The sequence below is a fragment of the Natronospira proteinivora genome, assembly GCF_024170465.1.
In the GTDB taxonomy this organism is placed as follows: Bacteria; Pseudomonadota; Gammaproteobacteria; order Natronospirales; family Natronospiraceae; genus Natronospira; species Natronospira proteinivora.
Genome location: NZ_JALJYF010000001.1, coordinates 1,523,236 through 1,540,149, shown reverse-complemented (window position 1 = coordinate 1,540,149; position 16,914 = coordinate 1,523,236). Strand labels below are relative to the sequence as shown.

Annotated in this window: 15 protein-coding genes and 1 riboswitch; of the genes, 9 read left to right on the top strand and 6 right to left on the bottom strand. The window is 59.5% G+C overall.

Annotated elements, in window-relative coordinates; translation table 11 throughout:
* The first annotated feature begins 16 nt into the window (after positions 1 to 16).
* The 4 genes from tpx to J2T60_RS07175 all read left to right on the top strand — a co-directional run bounded on the left by tpx (position 17) and on the right by J2T60_RS07175 (position 6,007).
* Positions 17 to 517, top strand: a complete 501-nt coding sequence (gene tpx / locus J2T60_RS07190; RefSeq protein WP_253447424.1) for a thiol peroxidase — start codon at positions 17 to 19, stop codon at positions 515 to 517.
* An 89-nt stretch (positions 518 to 606) separates the two neighbouring features.
* Positions 607 to 2,064, top strand: coding sequence for an aminomethyl-transferring glycine dehydrogenase subunit GcvPB (gene gcvPB, locus J2T60_RS07185; RefSeq protein WP_253447421.1), 1,458 nt, complete (start codon positions 607 to 609; stop codon positions 2,062 to 2,064).
* A 155-nt stretch (positions 2,065 to 2,219) separates the two neighbouring features.
* A complete protein-coding gene (locus tag J2T60_RS07180) occupies positions 2,220 to 3,155 on the top strand; it encodes a carbohydrate kinase family protein (protein ID WP_253447418.1) in 936 nt (311 codons plus the stop codon).
* A 35-nt stretch (positions 3,156 to 3,190) separates the two neighbouring features.
* Complete coding sequence (locus tag J2T60_RS07175) at positions 3,191 to 6,007, top strand: trypsin-like peptidase domain-containing protein (RefSeq protein ID WP_253447415.1); 2,817 nt, start codon at positions 3,191 to 3,193, stop codon at positions 6,005 to 6,007.
* A gap of 32 nt (positions 6,008 to 6,039) precedes the next feature.
* Here J2T60_RS07175 and J2T60_RS07170 read toward each other — a convergent pair whose 3' ends face one another.
* On the bottom strand, positions 6,040 to 7,239 hold the full coding sequence (locus tag J2T60_RS07170; RefSeq protein WP_253447412.1) for a class I SAM-dependent rRNA methyltransferase: 1,200 nt from the start codon (positions 7,237 to 7,239) through the stop codon (positions 6,040 to 6,042).
* Between the two features lie 169 nt (positions 7,240 to 7,408).
* Here J2T60_RS07170 and lgt point away from each other — a divergent pair, with 169 nt between their 5' ends.
* The 4 genes from lgt to mgtE all read left to right on the top strand — a co-directional run bounded on the left by lgt (position 7,409) and on the right by mgtE (position 11,591).
* Positions 7,409 to 8,221 (top strand): prolipoprotein diacylglyceryl transferase, encoded by an 813-nt coding sequence (lgt, locus tag J2T60_RS07165; protein ID WP_253447409.1) that lies wholly within the window; start codon positions 7,409 to 7,411, stop codon positions 8,219 to 8,221.
* Positions 8,218 to 9,012: a thymidylate synthase gene (gene thyA / locus J2T60_RS07160; RefSeq protein ID WP_253447406.1), complete on the top strand. Its 795-nt coding sequence runs from the start codon at positions 8,218 to 8,220 to the stop codon at positions 9,010 to 9,012. The genes lgt and thyA overlap by 4 nt, the downstream gene beginning before the upstream one ends.
* 456 nt (positions 9,013 to 9,468) lie before the next feature.
* Positions 9,469 to 10,158 (top strand): PA4824 family protein, encoded by a 690-nt coding sequence (locus J2T60_RS07155; protein ID WP_253447403.1) that lies wholly within the window; start codon positions 9,469 to 9,471, stop codon positions 10,156 to 10,158.
* Positions 10,159 to 10,229: 71 nt separating this feature from the next.
* Positions 10,230 to 11,591, top strand: coding sequence for a magnesium transporter (mgtE, locus tag J2T60_RS07150; protein WP_253447400.1), 1,362 nt, complete (start codon positions 10,230 to 10,232; stop codon positions 11,589 to 11,591).
* A 337-nt stretch (positions 11,592 to 11,928) separates the two neighbouring features.
* Here mgtE and J2T60_RS07145 read toward each other — a convergent pair whose 3' ends face one another.
* Together J2T60_RS07145 and J2T60_RS07140 are read right to left on the bottom strand one after the other, a co-directional pair.
* On the bottom strand, positions 11,929 to 12,798 hold the full coding sequence (locus J2T60_RS07145) for an undecaprenyl-diphosphate phosphatase (protein WP_253447397.1): 870 nt from the start codon (positions 12,796 to 12,798) through the stop codon (positions 11,929 to 11,931).
* 13 nt (positions 12,799 to 12,811) lie between these two features.
* Positions 12,812 to 13,384 carry a TMEM165/GDT1 family protein gene (locus J2T60_RS07140; RefSeq protein ID WP_253447394.1) on the bottom strand — a complete coding sequence of 191 codons (573 nt, stop codon included), beginning with the start codon at positions 13,382 to 13,384 and terminating at the stop codon, positions 12,812 to 12,814.
* A 6-nt stretch (positions 13,385 to 13,390) separates the two neighbouring features.
* Positions 13,391 to 13,572, bottom strand: a riboswitch (yybP-ykoY riboswitch).
* 171 nt (positions 13,573 to 13,743) lie between these two features.
* Here J2T60_RS07140 and folA point away from each other — a divergent pair.
* The gene (gene folA / locus J2T60_RS07135) at positions 13,744 to 14,235 is read left to right on the top strand and encodes a type 3 dihydrofolate reductase (protein ID WP_253447392.1); all 492 of its coding nucleotides are present in this window, start codon (positions 13,744 to 13,746) and stop codon (positions 14,233 to 14,235) included.
* A gap of 120 nt (positions 14,236 to 14,355) precedes the next feature.
* Here folA and J2T60_RS07130 read toward each other — a convergent pair whose 3' ends face one another.
* Genes J2T60_RS07130 through J2T60_RS07120 form a run of 3 tightly spaced genes read right to left on the bottom strand, consistent with a single transcriptional unit; the run spans position 14,356 to position 16,840 of the window.
* The gene (locus tag J2T60_RS07130) at positions 14,356 to 14,916 is read right to left on the bottom strand and encodes a DUF3299 domain-containing protein (RefSeq protein WP_253447389.1); all 561 of its coding nucleotides are present in this window, start codon (positions 14,914 to 14,916) and stop codon (positions 14,356 to 14,358) included.
* Complete coding sequence (locus J2T60_RS07125) at positions 14,916 to 16,166, bottom strand: ABC transporter permease (protein WP_253447386.1); 1,251 nt, start codon at positions 16,164 to 16,166, stop codon at positions 14,916 to 14,918. Before J2T60_RS07125 ends, J2T60_RS07130 begins: the two co-directional genes overlap by 1 nt.
* On the bottom strand, positions 16,163 to 16,840 hold the full coding sequence (locus J2T60_RS07120) for an ABC transporter ATP-binding protein (RefSeq protein ID WP_253447383.1): 678 nt from the start codon (positions 16,838 to 16,840) through the stop codon (positions 16,163 to 16,165). The genes J2T60_RS07125 and J2T60_RS07120 overlap by 4 nt, the downstream gene beginning before the upstream one ends.
* Positions 16,841 to 16,914 lie beyond the last annotated feature (74 nt).

Sequence of the window (16,914 nt, the reverse complement as noted above, 5' to 3'; positions counted from 1 at the left end):
AAAGGAGTTTGCATCAATGGCGACGATTACCCTGAAAGGCAATGAGATCCACACCAATGGAGACATGCCGGCAGTGGGCGACAAGGCCCCGGATTTTCGCCTGACCGCCAAGGACCTGTCCGACAAGAGCCTGTCGGATTTTGCCGGCAAGAAGAAACTGCTCAACATCTTCCCCAGCATGGATACGCCGGTTTGCGCCAATTCCACGCGCAAGTTCAACCAGCATGCCAGCCAGCATTCCGACACCGTGATGCTGATGATCTCGGCGGATCTGCCCTTTGCCATGGAACGTTTCTGCTCGGATGAATCTCTGGACAATGTGGTGAACCTGTCGCTGATGCGCAGCCGTGATTTCGCCCGGGATTACGGGGTGTTGATCGAAGACGGCCCCATGGCCGGCATCACTGCCCGTGCGGTGGTGGTCTTGGATGAGAACGACAAGGTGGTGTATCGGGAACTGGTTCCGGAGATCGCCGAGGAACCGGATTACGAAGCGGCTATCAAGGCCCTTGGCTGAATTATGGCACTTGCTTGAAATGATCAGGCTGGACTCACCGGCCTGGACCTCATTGAGCGGAACACGAATACGACTGGGAACAGACGACCATGATGATCTTTGAACATGCCCGTCAGGGGCGCCGCGCTTACGCCCAGGCACCCCAGGAATACCCGGCCATGGATGATATTCCAGAAGCCTTCCGTCGCCGAGAGGCGCCGGAATTGCCGGCGGTGTCGGAGTTGCAGGTGGTTCGCCACTACACCCGTCTGTCCCAGAAAAATTTCTCCATTGATACCCATTTCTATCCCCTGGGTTCCTGCACCATGAAATACAACCCGCGGGCCTGTAATACCTTGGCCATGTTGCCGGGTTTCCTGTCCCGCCATCCGCTGGGGCCGGAAAGCCATGGCCAGGGTTTTCTCGCCTGCATGCATGACCTTCAGGATATTCTTCAGGAAGTCACCGGCATGGCCGGCGTCTCCCTGACCCCCATGGCCGGTGCCCAGGGGGAATTCTCCGGTGTGGCGATGATCCGGGCCTACCACGAGAGCCGTGGCGACCATGAGCGCGATGAGATCATCGTCCCCGATGCCGCTCACGGCACCAATCCGGCCACCGCTACCATGTGTGGCTGCAAGGTGCGGGAAATCCCCACCGGCAAGGACGGCGATGTGGATCTGGATGCCCTGCGGGAAGTGGTGGGGCCGAAGACCGCCGGCATCATGCTCACCAACCCCTCCACGGTGGGGGTCTTCGACCGCAAGATCGAGGACATGGCAAAGATCATCCATGAGGCCGGCGGCCTGCTCTATTACGATGGTGCCAACCTCAATGCCATTCTGGGCAAGGTGCGCCCGGGGGACATGGGTTTCGATGTGATTCACATGAATCTCCATAAGACCTTCTCCACGCCCCATGGTGGTGGTGGGCCGGGCTCCGGCGCCATTGGTGTCAGTGAACGGCTCAAGCCCTTCATGCCGGGTCCGGTGGTGGTCAAGGAAGGCGAGGGCTTCCGCTGGAGCAAGGACGAGGAGCTGCCCAACAGCATTGGCCGGCTCTCCGCCTTCATGGGCAATGCCGGGGTTCTCCTGCGGGCCTATATCTATGCCCGCATGCTGGGCCGGGAAGGCATGCAGCGGGTGGGCGAATACGCCACCCTCAATGCCAACTATCTGATGGTGAAGCTGCGGGAGGCCGGATTCGACCTGGCCTATCCGGATCGCCGCGCCAGTCACGAGTTCATTGTTACACTGAAGCGCCAAGCCAAGGAAGACGGTGTTATCGCCACCGATTACGCCAAGCGTCTACTGGATTATGGCTATCACGCGCCCACCATGTACTTTCCCCTGCTGGTTCCGGAGTGTTTGCTCATTGAGCCCACCGAGACCGAAGCCAAGGAAGAACTGGACGGTTTCGTGGAGGCAATGGTCGCCATCAAGCGGGAAGGCGAGACGGACCCGGCCAAGCTCAAGGGGGCACCCTATACATTGCCGGTCAAGCGTTTGGACGACGTCAAGGCGGCCAAGCAGCTGGACCTGGCCTGGCGCAAGGCCAATGCCGCCTAGTGACGATTGCTTATAGATCAAGACCCACAAGGACGCCAAGTCGCCGGGGAGTTCGCATCCATTTCCTTGGCCACTTGGCGTTTTTTCGTGAGATATTTTCTGATTAAGCCCCTTGCTCTACCCGGGCTAGCATTCATGAAACAAGGAGTCATCAAATGACGGCACTGATCTGCGGTTCCTATGCCTTCGACAGCATCATGGTCTTCAATGGCCGCTTCAAGGACCAGATCATGCCTGATCGGGTTCACATGCTGAACGTGGCTTTCCTGGTGCCGGAACTGCGCCGGGAGTTTGGTGGCACGGCCGGCAACATTGCCTATAACCTCAAGCTGCTGGGCGGCGAAGGCCTGCCCATGGCCACGGTGGGCAGTGATTTTGATGACTACCGGGCCTGGCTGGACGACTGCGGTATTGATCAGCGCTTTGTACGCCAGGTAAATAGTGAATATACCGCCCAGGCCTTTATTACCACCGACCTGGATGACAACCAGATCACCGCTTTCCACCCCGGCGCCATGAACCACTCCCATATTCAATCCGTGCCCAGCGATGCCGGCATCAAGTTGGGCATTGTGGCCCCGGATGGTCGCGATGGCATGATTCAGCACGCTCGGGAGTTCGCCGAGGCCGGTATTCCCTTCATCTTCGATCCCGGCCAGGGCTTGCCCATGTTCAATGGCGAAGAACTGCTGGATTTTGTGGACAAGGCCCGTTGGCTGGCAGTGAACGATTATGAGGCGGGAATGCTCGAAGAACGTACGGGCCTGTCCCGGGAGGCGCTGGCCAGTCGGGTGGAGGCCATGATCGTAACTCGCGGGGCTCACGGTTCTGTGATTTATGCCGGTGACCAAGTCCATGAAATCGAGCCGGTGACGCCGTCGGCAGTGAATGACCCCACTGGCTGTGGCGATGCCTATCGAGCCGGCCTGCTTTACGGGCTGATGAATGATTGGGACTGGCAGACCACCGGCCGTATCGCTTCCTTGATGGGTTCACTGAAAGTGGCTCAGCATGGAACCCAGAACCATCGTTTTGATCGGGCCCAGTTTGAGTCCAGTTTTCGTAATATCTTTGGCGTAGACCTGGGCTGAGAGGCCCACAACCTGAGGTGAGCATGGTGTCGAGAATGAGACAGGCGAGGAAGCATGCGCCCATCCATTTCCATTTGTTCTGGCTGCTGTTCGCCGGGCTCATTCTTTTCAGCCTCGTCCGGCCGGTGGCTGCCGAGCCCAGTTGGGCGGAGACCCTGGACCGGATTGCCCCGGGCGTGGTGAAGATCCGGGTGGATGCCCCCCGCCCCTTTGATACGGAATGGGAGAGCACCACCGAGGCCACCGGTTTTGTGGTGGACGCCGAGCGGGGCCTGATTCTTACCAATCGCCATGTGGTCTTTCCGGGGCCGGTGGTGGCCGAGGCGGTCTTTCAGAACTCCGAGGAAGTGGATTTGACCCCCGTCTACCGGGACCCGGTCCATGATTTCGGTTTCTTCCGCTACGACCCCGACGACCTGCGTCATATCGACCCGGTGAACATCGAACTGGCACCGGAGGCCGCCCGGGTGGGCGAGGATATTCGGGTGGTGGGTAATGATGCCGGTGAGCGTTTGTCCATTCTCACCGGAACCCTGGCCCGTCTGGATCGGGATGCCCCTGACTACGGGCGGGGGCGTTACAACGATTTCAATACCTTTTATCTACAGGCGGCGTCCGGCACCAGCGGCGGCTCTTCCGGCTCACCGGTTATCAATCGGGCCGGGGCGGCCCTGGCGCTGAATGCCGCCGGGCGCATGGATGCCAGCTCCAGTTATTTTCTGCCCCTGGACCGTGCCATTCGCGTGCTGGAAAAGTTGCAGGCGGACGAGCCTATTACCCGGGGCACGCTTCAGACCACCTTTATCCGTGAATCCTATGACGAACTTCGTCGTCTGGGCCTGGACGAGGATACCGAGACCGCCGCTCGCCTGGCTTACCCGGAACAGACCGGCATGCTGGTGGTTGACCGGGTGGTCCCCGAAGGGCCTGCCTATGAGAAATTACGGCCCGGGGACATCCTCCTGCGAATCAATGGGGAACTGGTTACCCAGTTTGTGCCCCTGGCCGATATTCTGGATGAGCGGGTGGGCGAAACCCTGCAGCTGGATATCCGTCGCGGCAGCGAAACCCAACGGGTGGAGCTGACCGTAGGTGATTTGAAGACGATCACGCCCACCGAGTATGTGGAGGCCGGTGGCGCCACGCTCAATCCCCTGTCCTACCAACAGGCCCGGCATTTTAATCGCCCGCCCGGATCGGTTTATGTGGCCGCCCCCGGCTTCATGCTGGGCCGGGCCGGGATTCCCCGAGGCTCCATCATCCGCAGCCTGGATGGTCAGGAAACGCCGGATATCGAGACATTCAGAGAGGTCTTTGAAGGCCTGAACGATGGAGCCCGGGTGCCTGTGCGCTACACCCGTCTGGACGAGCCCCACCGGGAAGTTCTGGCCACGCTGAGCATCGATCGCACCTGGTTCCCGGGCCGCCAATGTCGAATGGAGGCGAATACCGGTCGCTGGCCCTGTGAGGAATTTGCCTCGGCCCCGGAGAATCGAAATCTGCAGGCGGGCACGGTGCGCTTTGGCGATTACCGTGACGAGCGAGCCCAGCGATTGTCCCGTTCCCTGGTCTGGGTGGAGTTCGATATGCCCTATCGGGTAGAGGGCATGGATGGGGTCGGATTTACCGGTACCGGCGTGGTGGTGGATGCCGCCGAGGGGCTGGTGCTCACCGACCGCTCCGCCGTGCCCAGCCGCATGGGGGACCTGCGCCTGACCTTCGCCAGTTCCATGGAAGTGCCGGGGGAGGTCGTGTTCTTGCACCCACTGAACAACCTGGCGCTGGTCCAGTATGACCCGGTCCTGCTGGTGGGCAGTGAGGTGCGTTCCGCCAGCTTCAATCCCCGTCGGCCGCGCAGTGGCGATGATATCTGGGTGGTGGGCCACCGCCCGGATCAGTCTCTGATGTCACGACGGACTGAAGCCGGCAGTTTCGATCCCTTGCGATTGTCCCTGTCTTCCAGCTTTCGCTTCCGGGATGTGAATCTGGAGACTTTGTCGGTGGCCAACCCGCCCAGTGATGTGGGCGGTGTGCTGGCGGACCGTCATGGCCGGATTCAGGCCCTGTGGGCGGATTACGGCAAGCAGGGTGCCCGCGACGGCGCCTTCAAGGGTATTCCCGCCGATGTCATCCAGACTGCGCTGCGGCAGTATCGAGAGGAACAGGCCCTGCGTTCCCTGGAAGTGGAGTTCCTGCTCATGCCCATGTCCAGCGCCCGCAAGCTGGGTCTGCCGGAAGAATGGGTCCGGGTGATCTCTGACCTGGACGATCAACCGCGCGGGGTGTTGTCCGTGGAGCGGATTGTGGCCGGCGCCCCCGCCGAGGAGGTGCTGGAGTCCGGTGATCTGGTATTGGCGGTCAATGATCAACCGGTGAATGATTTCCAGACCCTGAATGAAGCCAGCCAGGCTGAGTCGGTGGCTTTGACCATCCTCCGGGACGGCGAAATGATGGACGTCGACGTACCCACGGAGCGGATGGAAGGCCGTGGTGTGGAGCGGGTCCTGCACTGGGCCGGTGCCGTTCTGCATGAGCCGCACCGGGCCATGGCGGCCCAGCGCGGCGTGCCGCGCCGGGGTGTGTTTGTTTCCAACTTCAGTTACGGCTCACCGGCCAGCCGCTTCGGCCTTAACCCGGGCCGCCGCATCATCGAGGTGGATGGCGAGACAGTGCGGGATCTGGACGCCTTTCTGGAGGCGGTTTCCGAGCGACAGCATCGTGAGCCCGTGCGGCTGCGCCTGGAAGACTGGGATGGGACCACGCAGGTGGTGACGCTCAAGACCGATCTCAACTTCTGGCCCACCACCGAGGTGTTTCGCGAGGATGGCCGCTGGCTCCGCCGGCACCATTGATGTCGGCGGAGCCAGCGGCTGCTGATGCCTGCTTACCAACTGGGTAGGATGCGGAAGAAGGCGGTCTTGAGGTAGGCGGTTTCCGGAATCGCCGGATGAATGGGATGATCCGGCCCCTGACCGCCCACTTCCAGCAGCTGGGCCGAGCGATCCAGATGCCGGCTGGCGGCTTGTACGGTACGGATCAGATCCGCCTGCGCCAGATGGGAGGAGCAGGAGGCTGATACCAGAATGCCGTTTTTCTCCAATACCTGGAGGGCGGCCTGGTTCAGCTGGCGATAGGCCTGGCGTCCTTGCTTGGCATCTTTTCTGCGCTTGATCAGGGCGGGCGGGTCCACGATCACCAGATCGAATTTCTCTTCTTCCTGGCGTAGGGTCTTGAGCACCGCCATGGCATCGCCTTCGATGGTGGCCACCTCCAGCTCATTGAGATCGGCATTGGCTTCCAGCCCGGACAGGGCATCCGCGGAACGATCCACGCAGGTGACTTCGGCATCCGCCTGACGGGCCGCCCGCAGGCCCCAGGCGCCCAGGTAGCTGTAGACATCCAGCACCCGCAGGCCGGGTTTGAGATAGTGCTCCAGGCGCTCGCGCATGGCGCGCTGATCGAAAAACCAGCCGGTTTTTTGCCCGGCCAGCGGTGCGATTTGGAAACGCAGGCCGGATTCCTCGATTTCCACCGTGTCAGGCACCTCGCCGCTGGCAATACTCGGCTTGCTGACGGTGAGTCCTTCCAATTCCCGGATCGGATTGTCGTTGCGCCAAACGATGCCTCGCGGCCGAAAGGTCTCTCCCAGAGCTTGAATGACTGCATCGGCGTGATGATCCATGCCGGCGGTACTGATCTGCACCGCCAGGATGTCATCGAAGCGGTCCACGATCAGGCCGGGCAGGCCGTCGGACTCGCCGAACACCAGGCGGCAAGAGGCGGCTTTGCCGTACAGGCGCTCTCGCAGACCGGCCGCGATGTTCAAACGATGCTTGATCAGGGACTTGTCCAGGGCCACATCCGAGCGGCGGCTGATGACCCGGCCGCAAATCAGGGAATGGGGATTCACATAGGCTGTGCCCAGGGGTTTGCCCCCCTGGCCGAGCACATTCACCAGGGTGCCCGGCTCGAAATCGGTCAGGGCGGTTTTGCCGGAATCCACTTCATTACTGAATATCCAGGCATGGCCGGCCCGGAGTCGACGATCCTCGCTCTTCTTCAGTTGCAATTCGGGATACGCCATGTTGATCAAACTCCTGGACTGGGAATGCGCTGTGGGAGGCGCATTCTATCCCAATCCGGCCCAAGACTTCAGCCGAGTTTCTCCCCGCCTTGCCGATTCGGTAAACTAGCGCTCTTTAGCCGATAAACATTATTCACTCCGGCAGTTGCCACCCGACAGGGGAACGCCCATGCATTACCCAGATATTGACCCGGTCGCCATTTCCCTGGGGCCGATGGCCATTCACTGGTATGGCTTGATGTACGTCTTTGGCGTGCTGGGTGCCTGGTGGCTGCTGGCACGCCGAACCCGGCGGCCGGATGTGGGCTGGGACAGTCAGGCACTGGCTGACATGACCTTCTATGTGGTACTGGGCATTATCCTTGGCGGCCGCCTGGGTTATATCCTCTTCTACAACTTCGGCGCCTACATGGATGACCCCACGCTTATTCTGCGGATCTGGCAGGGGGGCATGAGCTTCCACGGCGGCCTGCTGGGGGTCTTGGTGGCCATCTGGTTGTATGGTCGCCGGGACGGACGTAATTTCTTCGATATCAGCGATTTCATCGCCCCGGTGGTCCCCATTGGCCTGGGCCTGGGGCGTATCGGCAATTTCATCAACAGTGAACTCTGGGGCAAGCCTACCGACAGCCCCTTCGGCATGATTGTTAACGGTGTGGCCCGGCATCCGTCCCAGCTCTACCAGGCAGCGCTGGAAGGGCTGGTGTTGTTTATTGTGCTGTTCTGGCTGTCGGCCAAGCCGCGTCCCCGCATGTTCATCTCCGGCATGTTCGCGCTGTTGTACGGTATCTTCCGCTTCCTGGTGGAATTTGTGCGGATGCCGGACGAGCATATCGGTTATTTGGCCTGGGACTGGCTGACCATGGGGCAGCTGTTGTCGCTGCCCTTGATTGCCGTCGGCGTGGTGCTGATCGCGCTGTCCCGGGGTAACTCCGTTTATCCACCCAGCAAAGCGGATCGAGAAGCGAGGGCAGCATCATGAAGGCCTATCTGGATCTTATGCGATTGGTCCGGGAGCAGGGCCATGAGAAGGACGATCGCACCGGTACCGGCACCCTGAGTGTGTTTGGTCATCAGATGCGCTTTGACCTGAGCCAGGGTTTTCCGGCCGTGACCACCAAGAAGCTGCATTTCAGATCCATCATTCATGAATTACTGTGGTTTCTGAGTGGGGATACCAATATCCGCTATTTGCAGGAGAACAAGGTCAAGATTTGGGATGCCTGGGCCGATGAGGGCGGCGACCTGGGCCCGGTGTATGGCTATCAATGGCGTTCCTGGCCCAGCCCCGATGGCCAGTATATTGATCAGATCGCCCGAGTGATGGATCAGATTCGCCACACCCCGGACTCCCGGCGCATGATTGTCTCCGCCTGGAATGTGGGCCAGTTGGATCATATGGCACTGGCGCCCTGTCACGCCTTCTTCCAATTCTATGTGGCCGAAGGCCGACTGTCCTGTCAGCTCTATCAGCGCAGCGCCGATATCTTCCTGGGCCTGCCGTTTAATATTGCCTCCTATTCCATTCTGCTCCACATGATGGCCCAGCAACTGGACCTGGAGGTGGGGGATTTCATCTGGACCGGTGGTGACTGCCACCTCTACCTCAACCATCTGGATCAGGCTGATACCCAGCTTCAGCGGGAACCCCGGAAACTGCCGCGGCTAAAGATTCATCGTAAACCCGGGAGCCTCTTCGACTATCGTTTCGAAGATTTCGAGGTCGTGGATTATGAGCCTCATCCCCATATCAAGGCGCCGGTGGCTGTCTGACACCCCAAGTATTAATCACGGGCGGTTATTTTCGGTTGACAGTGGGGGCGGTATTCGTATAATGCGCCAGCACACTTTACGCGAAAAGGAGGAACCCCCAGTTGGACGTTAGCAGTAGATGCCCGATGATGGGTAGGACAAGCTGAAGCCGCGAGGCCGTCTCACTGGAAATCCTTCCTTTTGACCGCTTCGCGAGCTTCTTCGTGAAGCGGTCTTGCGTGAACTCCACAGCGTGAACTGATCGGTCAGATGCCGATACTCGCCCCAAGTTCATCGCCAGCCCGTTTCTCCAAAGTGCCAGTACAACTCGGTATTTGCCGAGGCTATGTCTGCGTCTGTAATGAAAATGACAGGCAGGCCTGCTAGCTTTGGCAATGTATCCGTGTTCTGCGTGACTGAGTCTGCATGTCATCGGGATTCATAAGCCCCGTGCATACTTGAAATTTGGAGAACACCATGAAAAAGCAGACACTTTTTCCCCTGATGGCTACAGCCGTTTGCCTGAGCCCCTTCAGCGTCAACGCTTCCGGTGGTCACTGGTTGGTGGATGATGCTGCCGTGATACCCCCCCAGACATTCGGTGTGGAAGCCTGGTATGAAGACTTTGGCTCCTCGGCGGACGCCTTCACCGTCCAACCTGCCTACGCTTTTGCCAATGGTTTGGAAGTGACGGGCGTGATTGAGTCCGTCTCCATGGGATCTGGTCGGGACGAGGGCTATGGCCTGGAAGGCAAGTACCTCTGGCGAGATTTTGAAGCCGGTGATGATTTTGGTCTGGGCCTGGTGATTACAAGCGCTTTTGATGATTCTGCCTCGCTGGATGAAATCATGGCCTATGTGCCGGTGACTTTCCCCCTGGCAGACGGTGATTGGCTGGTCCATGTGAATGTAGGTGTCATGCAGGACCGTGCCAGTGACGATGACGAGACCAGCGGCTTCTACGGCGTTGGTTCCCAGCTTGCCATCGGTGGGGGCGTGGAATGGATTGCTGAGGTGCTGGAGAGTACCGAGGATGATACCTTTGCCCAGACGGGCTTCCGCTTCGCTCTTGGCCAGACTGACGGTGTTCTCGATGTCAGCTATGGTTGGAATCTGGACAATAGCGATGACGACTGGGTGACGCTGGGTTTTGCTTGGGAATTTTGAGCCGAAGCGATTGAAAATTAACCAGGGAGCGGCCATGCCGCTCTCTTCCCGATATCGCGGGAGGAATGATAATGCAGGACAATAAAGATCTCCTTATTGAAGTGCAGGAACTGGTTGCCCAGGAACAGTGGGCAGAGGCCAAGAAACTGCTGGAAGAGCAACATGTCCAGGACATCAGTCATGTCATTGGTGAGCTGGATGATGATGTGAAGCATCGAGCCTTTAAGATGCTGGACCGCCCCCTGTGGAGCGAGGTTTTTGCCTATCTTGAGCACAAGTTGCAGCTCAGCCTTCTGGATGAGCTAAGCCAGGAAGAAGGTCGCTACATTCTCTCGAATATGGCGGCGGATGACCGAACCGCATTCCTGGAGCGTTTACCGGAAGAAGAGATGCGCAATCTGCTGCGTTTGCTTCCGCCGAGGGATGTGAAACAAGCGCTTCGTCTTCTGGGTTATCCGGAAGAATCCGTTGGCCGTTTGATGACGCCCCATTTCGTCTCCGTCCGGCCCGACTGGACCATTGCTGAGGCCATGGAGCATATCCGGGGCCAGAGTGAGGAAGGTGAAACGGTCAACGTGATCTATGTCACGGATGACGGTGGCCAGCTGCTGGATATGATTGAGCTCAAGCGTTTCATCCTAGGCAAGCCACGGGATACGGTGGAACGCATCATGGAAGATGATGTGGTGAGTGTCACCGTGACCGAGGACCGGGAAGAAGCGGTTCACAAGATTCAGCACTATGACATCGAGGCTTTGCCGGTGGCCGATGACCAGGGTCGCCTGGTGGGTATCGTCACGGTGGATGATGTGTTGGATGTGGCGGAAGCCGAGAGCACCGAGGATTTCCACAAGATGGGGTCGGTGGGGGTGTTGAACCTCAATTTGAATGAGGCCAGTCCCTGGTTACTTTTCCGCAAGCGTATAGGCTGGCTGCTGATTCTGGTTTTCGTCAACATGTTTGCCGGTGAAATTATCGGCGCCTACGAGGAAGCCATTGAAGGCCTCTTCGTGCTGATGACCTTCCTGCCGCTGGTGGTGGATAGTGGCGGTAATGCCGGCACCCAGTCCGCCACGCTCATGGTGAGGGCCCTGGCCACCGGCGACGTGAAGATGAAGGATTGGTTGAAACTGTTCGGTAAAGAGCTGGGTGTGGCCGCCGCCCTGGGTAGTGCCATGGCCATTGCCGTGTTCATGGTGGCCTACTTCTGGCGCGCCGATCAGGTGATGGACGTGTCCATCGTGATCGCCCTGGGTATGGTGGGTGTCGTGGTGGTGGGCTCCCTGGTGGGCATGCTGCTGCCCTTCGTGCTCACCCGCTTTAACCTGGACCCGGCCACGGCCAGTGCCCCGCTGATTACATCCATTGCGGATCTGGCGGGTATTGCGATGTATTTCTTCATCGCCGCAACGATTCTGGGTCTAACGGTCTAGCCCTTACCCCGAATCACCAGAAAAAGCCCGGCCATCGTGCCGGGTTTTTTTTGGTCAATTCTGGCACGAAGGACACGAAGAAAGGCAGAAGAACACGAAGGGTGCTGAATGTTGAGGCTTCGGGGGTGTAGACGCTCTCTCGATTCATTCGGCCTCAGTTTCTATGACGCAGAGGGCACAGAGAATCCGCAGAGATACACAGAGCATAAAGTCTTCTCTCTGTCAAAAAACACGAATCTAATATTGCCTCCAAACTCATCATAAGCCTGAGAGTCCAACAGGATTTCTCCTTCGTGACCTTCTGCCTTTCTTCGTGTCCTTCGTGTATGCCTTTAAGTTAAAAGGTTCCAGCATCGACAAAGCCGAACAGGACTGCGGCGGCCAGGAGCCAGAGATAGTAGGAGAAGACCCGCAGGCGGGCCCGGTAGAGCAGGGCCAGGACCAGTTTCAGGGCGGCGATGCCCACCAGGGCGGCGGTGACAAAGCCCACGGTCAATGCGGCCCAGCTGATGCCGTTGAGACCTTCAGCGCCGGCCACTTCGATGCCCTGGAACAGGGTGGCGGCGAGAATGGTGGGGATGGCCAGAAAGAAGCTGTACTGGGCCGCCCAGCGGCGTTTGACCCCGCCCAGCAGAGCAAAGGTGATGGTCATGCCGCTGCGGCTTAGGCCCGGGATCAGGGAAAGGCCCTGGGCCAGGCCGATCCAGGCGGCGGTCTTGGTATTGATCTGGCGAAGGCCCACGGTCCGTCGGCTGAGTTTATCCGTCCACCAGAGTAAAACGCCGGTGATAGTCAGGGTGCCCGCCACCAGAATCGGATTGGCGAAGAAACGCTCGAAGAAGAACTTGAAGCTCAGGCCAATGATGCCGGTGACCAATACCGAGAACAGCAGCAGCAGGGCCAGGCGCAGGTATAGCATCTCCCTGGATGCCTGGCCGTGCTGGCTGATTAAAGCCCAGGTGTTGTGGAGCACACCGGCAATGAAATCCTTCAGCGGCCGGTAAAAGACCACCACAATGGATACCAGGGTGCCCACATGGACCATCAGATCGAAGAAGATCATCTCCGGACTGTCTGGAGGCGGCAGCTCGTGGCCCGCGCCGATCAGCCAGTGCTGGGTGATCACCAAATGGGCCGTCGAGCTCACCGGAATGAACATGAACAGGCCCTGAATAACACCCAACAAGATGGCGATCCACAATGCCACGATTCAGTACTCCCTAGCTATTGAAAGCCGCATCACCCAGCACCCAGGCACCGATCCCGATGAACAGCAGAGCGGCCAGCACCCGCACCGTTCGCATGGGGATCCGGTCGGCAAATTTATGACCCAGCCAGATAACCGGTGCGTTCACCAGCAGCATGGCCAGCGAGGCACCCAGCAACACCGGAATGATCATTTCAAAATGGGCTGCCATGGCCATGGAGGTGAGCTGAGTCTTGTCCCCGATCTCCATCAGGAAGAACGTAATCAGAGCGGTGAGAAAGGCTCCCCGACCGGTTTCCCTTGGCCGGTCATCGGTATGGGCAGGCTCGGGTATCAGAACCCAAATGCCCATGCCGATAAACAGCACACCCACAATCCAGCCCAGTATACGGTCATCAACGAATTGTCCGAGACTCATGCCGACACCGGCCGACAAACCATGAATGGCCAGTGAAGCCACGCCCAGTCCGGCCAGAACCGCCCAGGGCTTGCGAAATTTCACAGCCAGAAGCAAGGCCAGCAGTTGGGTGCGGTCACCGAGCTCGGCGAGGGAAACAGCGGCGAGGGAGAGAAAAAACGCTTCCATGATTCTGATCCTTGCGGGAGCCGGCAGAGAACACAATGACACCTCTCTATCCGCCGGCTCCCGGCAGGGATAGTGAGGTGCCAAAGGTCTTGCCAGGCCGTTAGGCTGCCCGTGCCATGGTCTGTGGACCAAGTTTGTTGACACGGGCCCCCGAGGGGTCGGGGCGGCTACTCCCCAATGGCTGAGCGCATTTTATGCGGAATCCGGTACTGCTTCAAGTGACGCCCAACAACTACAGGCGCTAGGCCCTGCCGTGTCGGCTTGTGAAAGAAAAGGCGAGTGAGGACGGGCGTCTGTCTGGCAATGGTCAACTGCGTTAAACTGCGCCGTCCCAGTCATTGACCACGGGAGACCTGCGCATGGAATTGGTATTGGTGGCGGCCATGACCCGAAATCGGGTGATCGGACGTGACGGGGGCATGCCCTGGCATCTGCCGGCGGACCTGGCGCACTTCAAGCGGGTCACGCTCAATCACCCAGTGGTGATGGGGCGAAAGACCTTTGAATCCATCGGTTTTGCCCTACCCAAGCGACGCAACGTTGTGGTGACCCGGCAGTCCGATGTCCGCTTCGAGGGGACCGAAACGGCCGGGTCCCTGGACGAAGCATTGGAACGATTGGCTGACGAAGACACGGTGATGGTGATTGGTGGTGGTCAGCTTTATCGTGAGGCCCTGCCGCGAGCCACGGTCCTGGAGCTCACCTTTATCGATACCGAGGTGGAGGGTGATACCACTTTTCCTGAATGGTCTGCAGAGGAATGGCGGGAGACGAGCCGAGAACACCGGCCAGCCGATGAGCGCAACGCCCACAACATGAATTTTGTTCGATTGGTCAGGCGGGAACGGTAAAGACTACCTAGTCCAACTGCTTGAATGGTTCCTCTGTGGGAGCGGCATTCCTGCCGCGACATGGACGCCATGAAAGCTTCAATCGCGGCAGGAATGCCGCTCCCACAGTGAGCTACTTGGCTAGTCCCTCACTGGCCGCGCATCTTTCAGTCGATAGAAGAGCCCGTAGGGGTCGTCCTCCAATAGTTGCAGCTCCCCTTCCAGGAGCACAGCATCCCAGGTGAAGCGAATGGGATCGGCGGCCCGGGTTTCGATGATGTAGCCGGCTCCGGCCGGCAAACAGTAGGGGCAGCTGGGTGGCAAGGCGGTGAACAGGAACTCTTCCATGTGCTCCTGATTCTGCATGGGGTAGATGAAGCCTTTAATGCGAATGGTTTCGCCATCCAGTTCCTTTACAGCCGGGGGATAGACGGGGCGCATATAACTGGTTCCGTCAATGACCTCCATCTCTTCTTCCGTGCTGCCCAGCAAATCCCAGCTCACCGCCCCTTCGGGCGTGGGTGGAATCAGGTGCGCATAGTCATCCAGGGTAGCGTCCTCCGGCGGTGGTTCGGTGGCGATTTCCTCATCACTCAGCTGGGCCCACACAGGCGGGATGGTGAGCATTAGCAGCATCAGGAGAATGGCTTCGCTGATTCCAAGAGGCATGGTCTTACGATTTTTGCCAGGCTTGGTATGCATTAATAACCTCGTCGGAGTGTGTTGGCCACATGGGTGCGGGCGGCCAGCCACGCAGGAATCAGGGCTACCACCAGGCCGGCACCCAGCACCGCCAGCAGCAGCCGGGTTTCTCCCTCCGCCCAGTGCCAGCCAGTCAGCATCAAGGCGCGCCCTTCCGTCGTGAGCTGGCCCAGCAGGCCGGTGGCCAGGTGGCCCAGTAATAGTCCCATGGCCAGCCCCAGGAGGACCATTATCAGTCCTTCCAGCAGCGTCAGCCGGAAGATCAGACTCGGGCCACCACCCATGGCCCGCATCACCGCGAGATCATAACGCCGGTCCCGAAGGTTTTGATACAGCAGCGCGAATACTCCCAATAACGATGCAAGCACCAGCAGGCCGGCGAATAGTTTGAGGCCGTCCACGGCGGGGCCCATCATGGAAAACAGGCGGGCACTTTGATGGGCTGGCCGGGCCGCTTGCCAGGGGGTCTCGTCCTCGATCATGGTGGGCAGGCGGGTGGCCGCCATGGGGGAGGCAAAGCGCACCAGCAGGGCGGTGAGATCCCCTTTCTCCTCATGGGTCCGGTCCGCGTGTTGTTGCTCATTCCCTGCATCATCCTCATGAGCATGATCGTGATTATCTTCGTGATCGTGGTCGTGGTTATGGACGGCCCAAACACTCTCCACCGGGGTTAGCACCAGGCGGTCCAGCACGCTGCCACTGAATTCCAGGATGCCGACAACCCGGTAGGGGTGATCGCCATGGGTGGGCCCACCCTCACCCAGTCCATGCTGGCCTTCGAAACGATCCCCCACGGAGAGACCGCTCTGTCGGGCCACTTCCGCGCCCAGGACTGCTTCCAGAGTGTCGTCCCAGAATCGCCCCTCCCTCAGTTCGGCGTCGTAGAGATCGGCGTAAGCCGGTTCCGTGCCGACAATTCGAAAGCCCCGGTAGTTGTCGCCCAGGGCCAGGGGAATGGTTTCGGCCACGGCCCGTTCCCGGTGGATGGTGTCGCGAGCCTGCCAGGGGATGTTTCCGATGGGCACATCCACGTGATACACCGAGGAAAGAATCAACTGCATGGGGCTGCCGGCCGGCCCCACCACCAGGTCGATACCCGCGGCATCCCGGCTCATGCGCTCGCGTAGCTGTGATTGGCCCAGCAACAGCAGCACGACCATGGCAATCCCCAGCCCCATGACCAGGGTATTGATCAAGGTCTGGAAGGGGCGTCGTCCCAATTGTCGGGCTGCGAGATAAAAACTGTTCATGATGGTTCGTTCAGTGACAATTCATGCTCAAATCCCGCCGCAATGCGATTGTCGTGGGTGGCGACCAGCAGGCTGGCACCGAGGCGGGCGGCCTCGCTCAGCAACAGCTCGATCACATTGTGACTGTTGGCATCGTCCAGGGCGGAGGTGGGCTCATCGGCCAGGATCAGGTCCGGCTCATTGATCAAGGCCCGGCCGATAGCGACGCGCTGTTTTTCGCCCTGGCTTAGGGTATGGGGGTAGCAGCGAGCCAGATGGGCCAAACCCAGTCGTTCCAGCATGGCCCGACTGGCCTCGCCTTTTCTGGATTGGCCGCCGAGCCAGGCGGCCAGCTGAAGATTGTCCTCCACCCGTAAGCCTTCCAGGAGATGGAAGTCCTGAAAAATCAGTCCCAGGTGATGAGCACGGAAACGATCCCTGAAACGGGCGGATCGGCGCGGAAGCGGCTCGCCCAGGGTCGCAAGCAGGCCGTCCTCTGCCTGGTCCAGCCCCGCGATGGCGTGGAGCAGGGTGGTCTTGCCGGATCCGGACGGCCCCCTGAGCAAGCCGTGTTCTCCCCGGGGTAGCGTCCATTCCCGGATGTGGAAGAGCGTCCGTCCGCCGCGCCGACACTGTAGATTCAGCAGCGAGACAGCCGGATGTTGCGGATTCGCCAGGGCACTGTTTTCGGGCATGATGCCGCTTACCTGTTGGTGTTTGGTGGTCAAATGACCGTGCATGTGTTATATTGTAACGATAATGGCTTCAG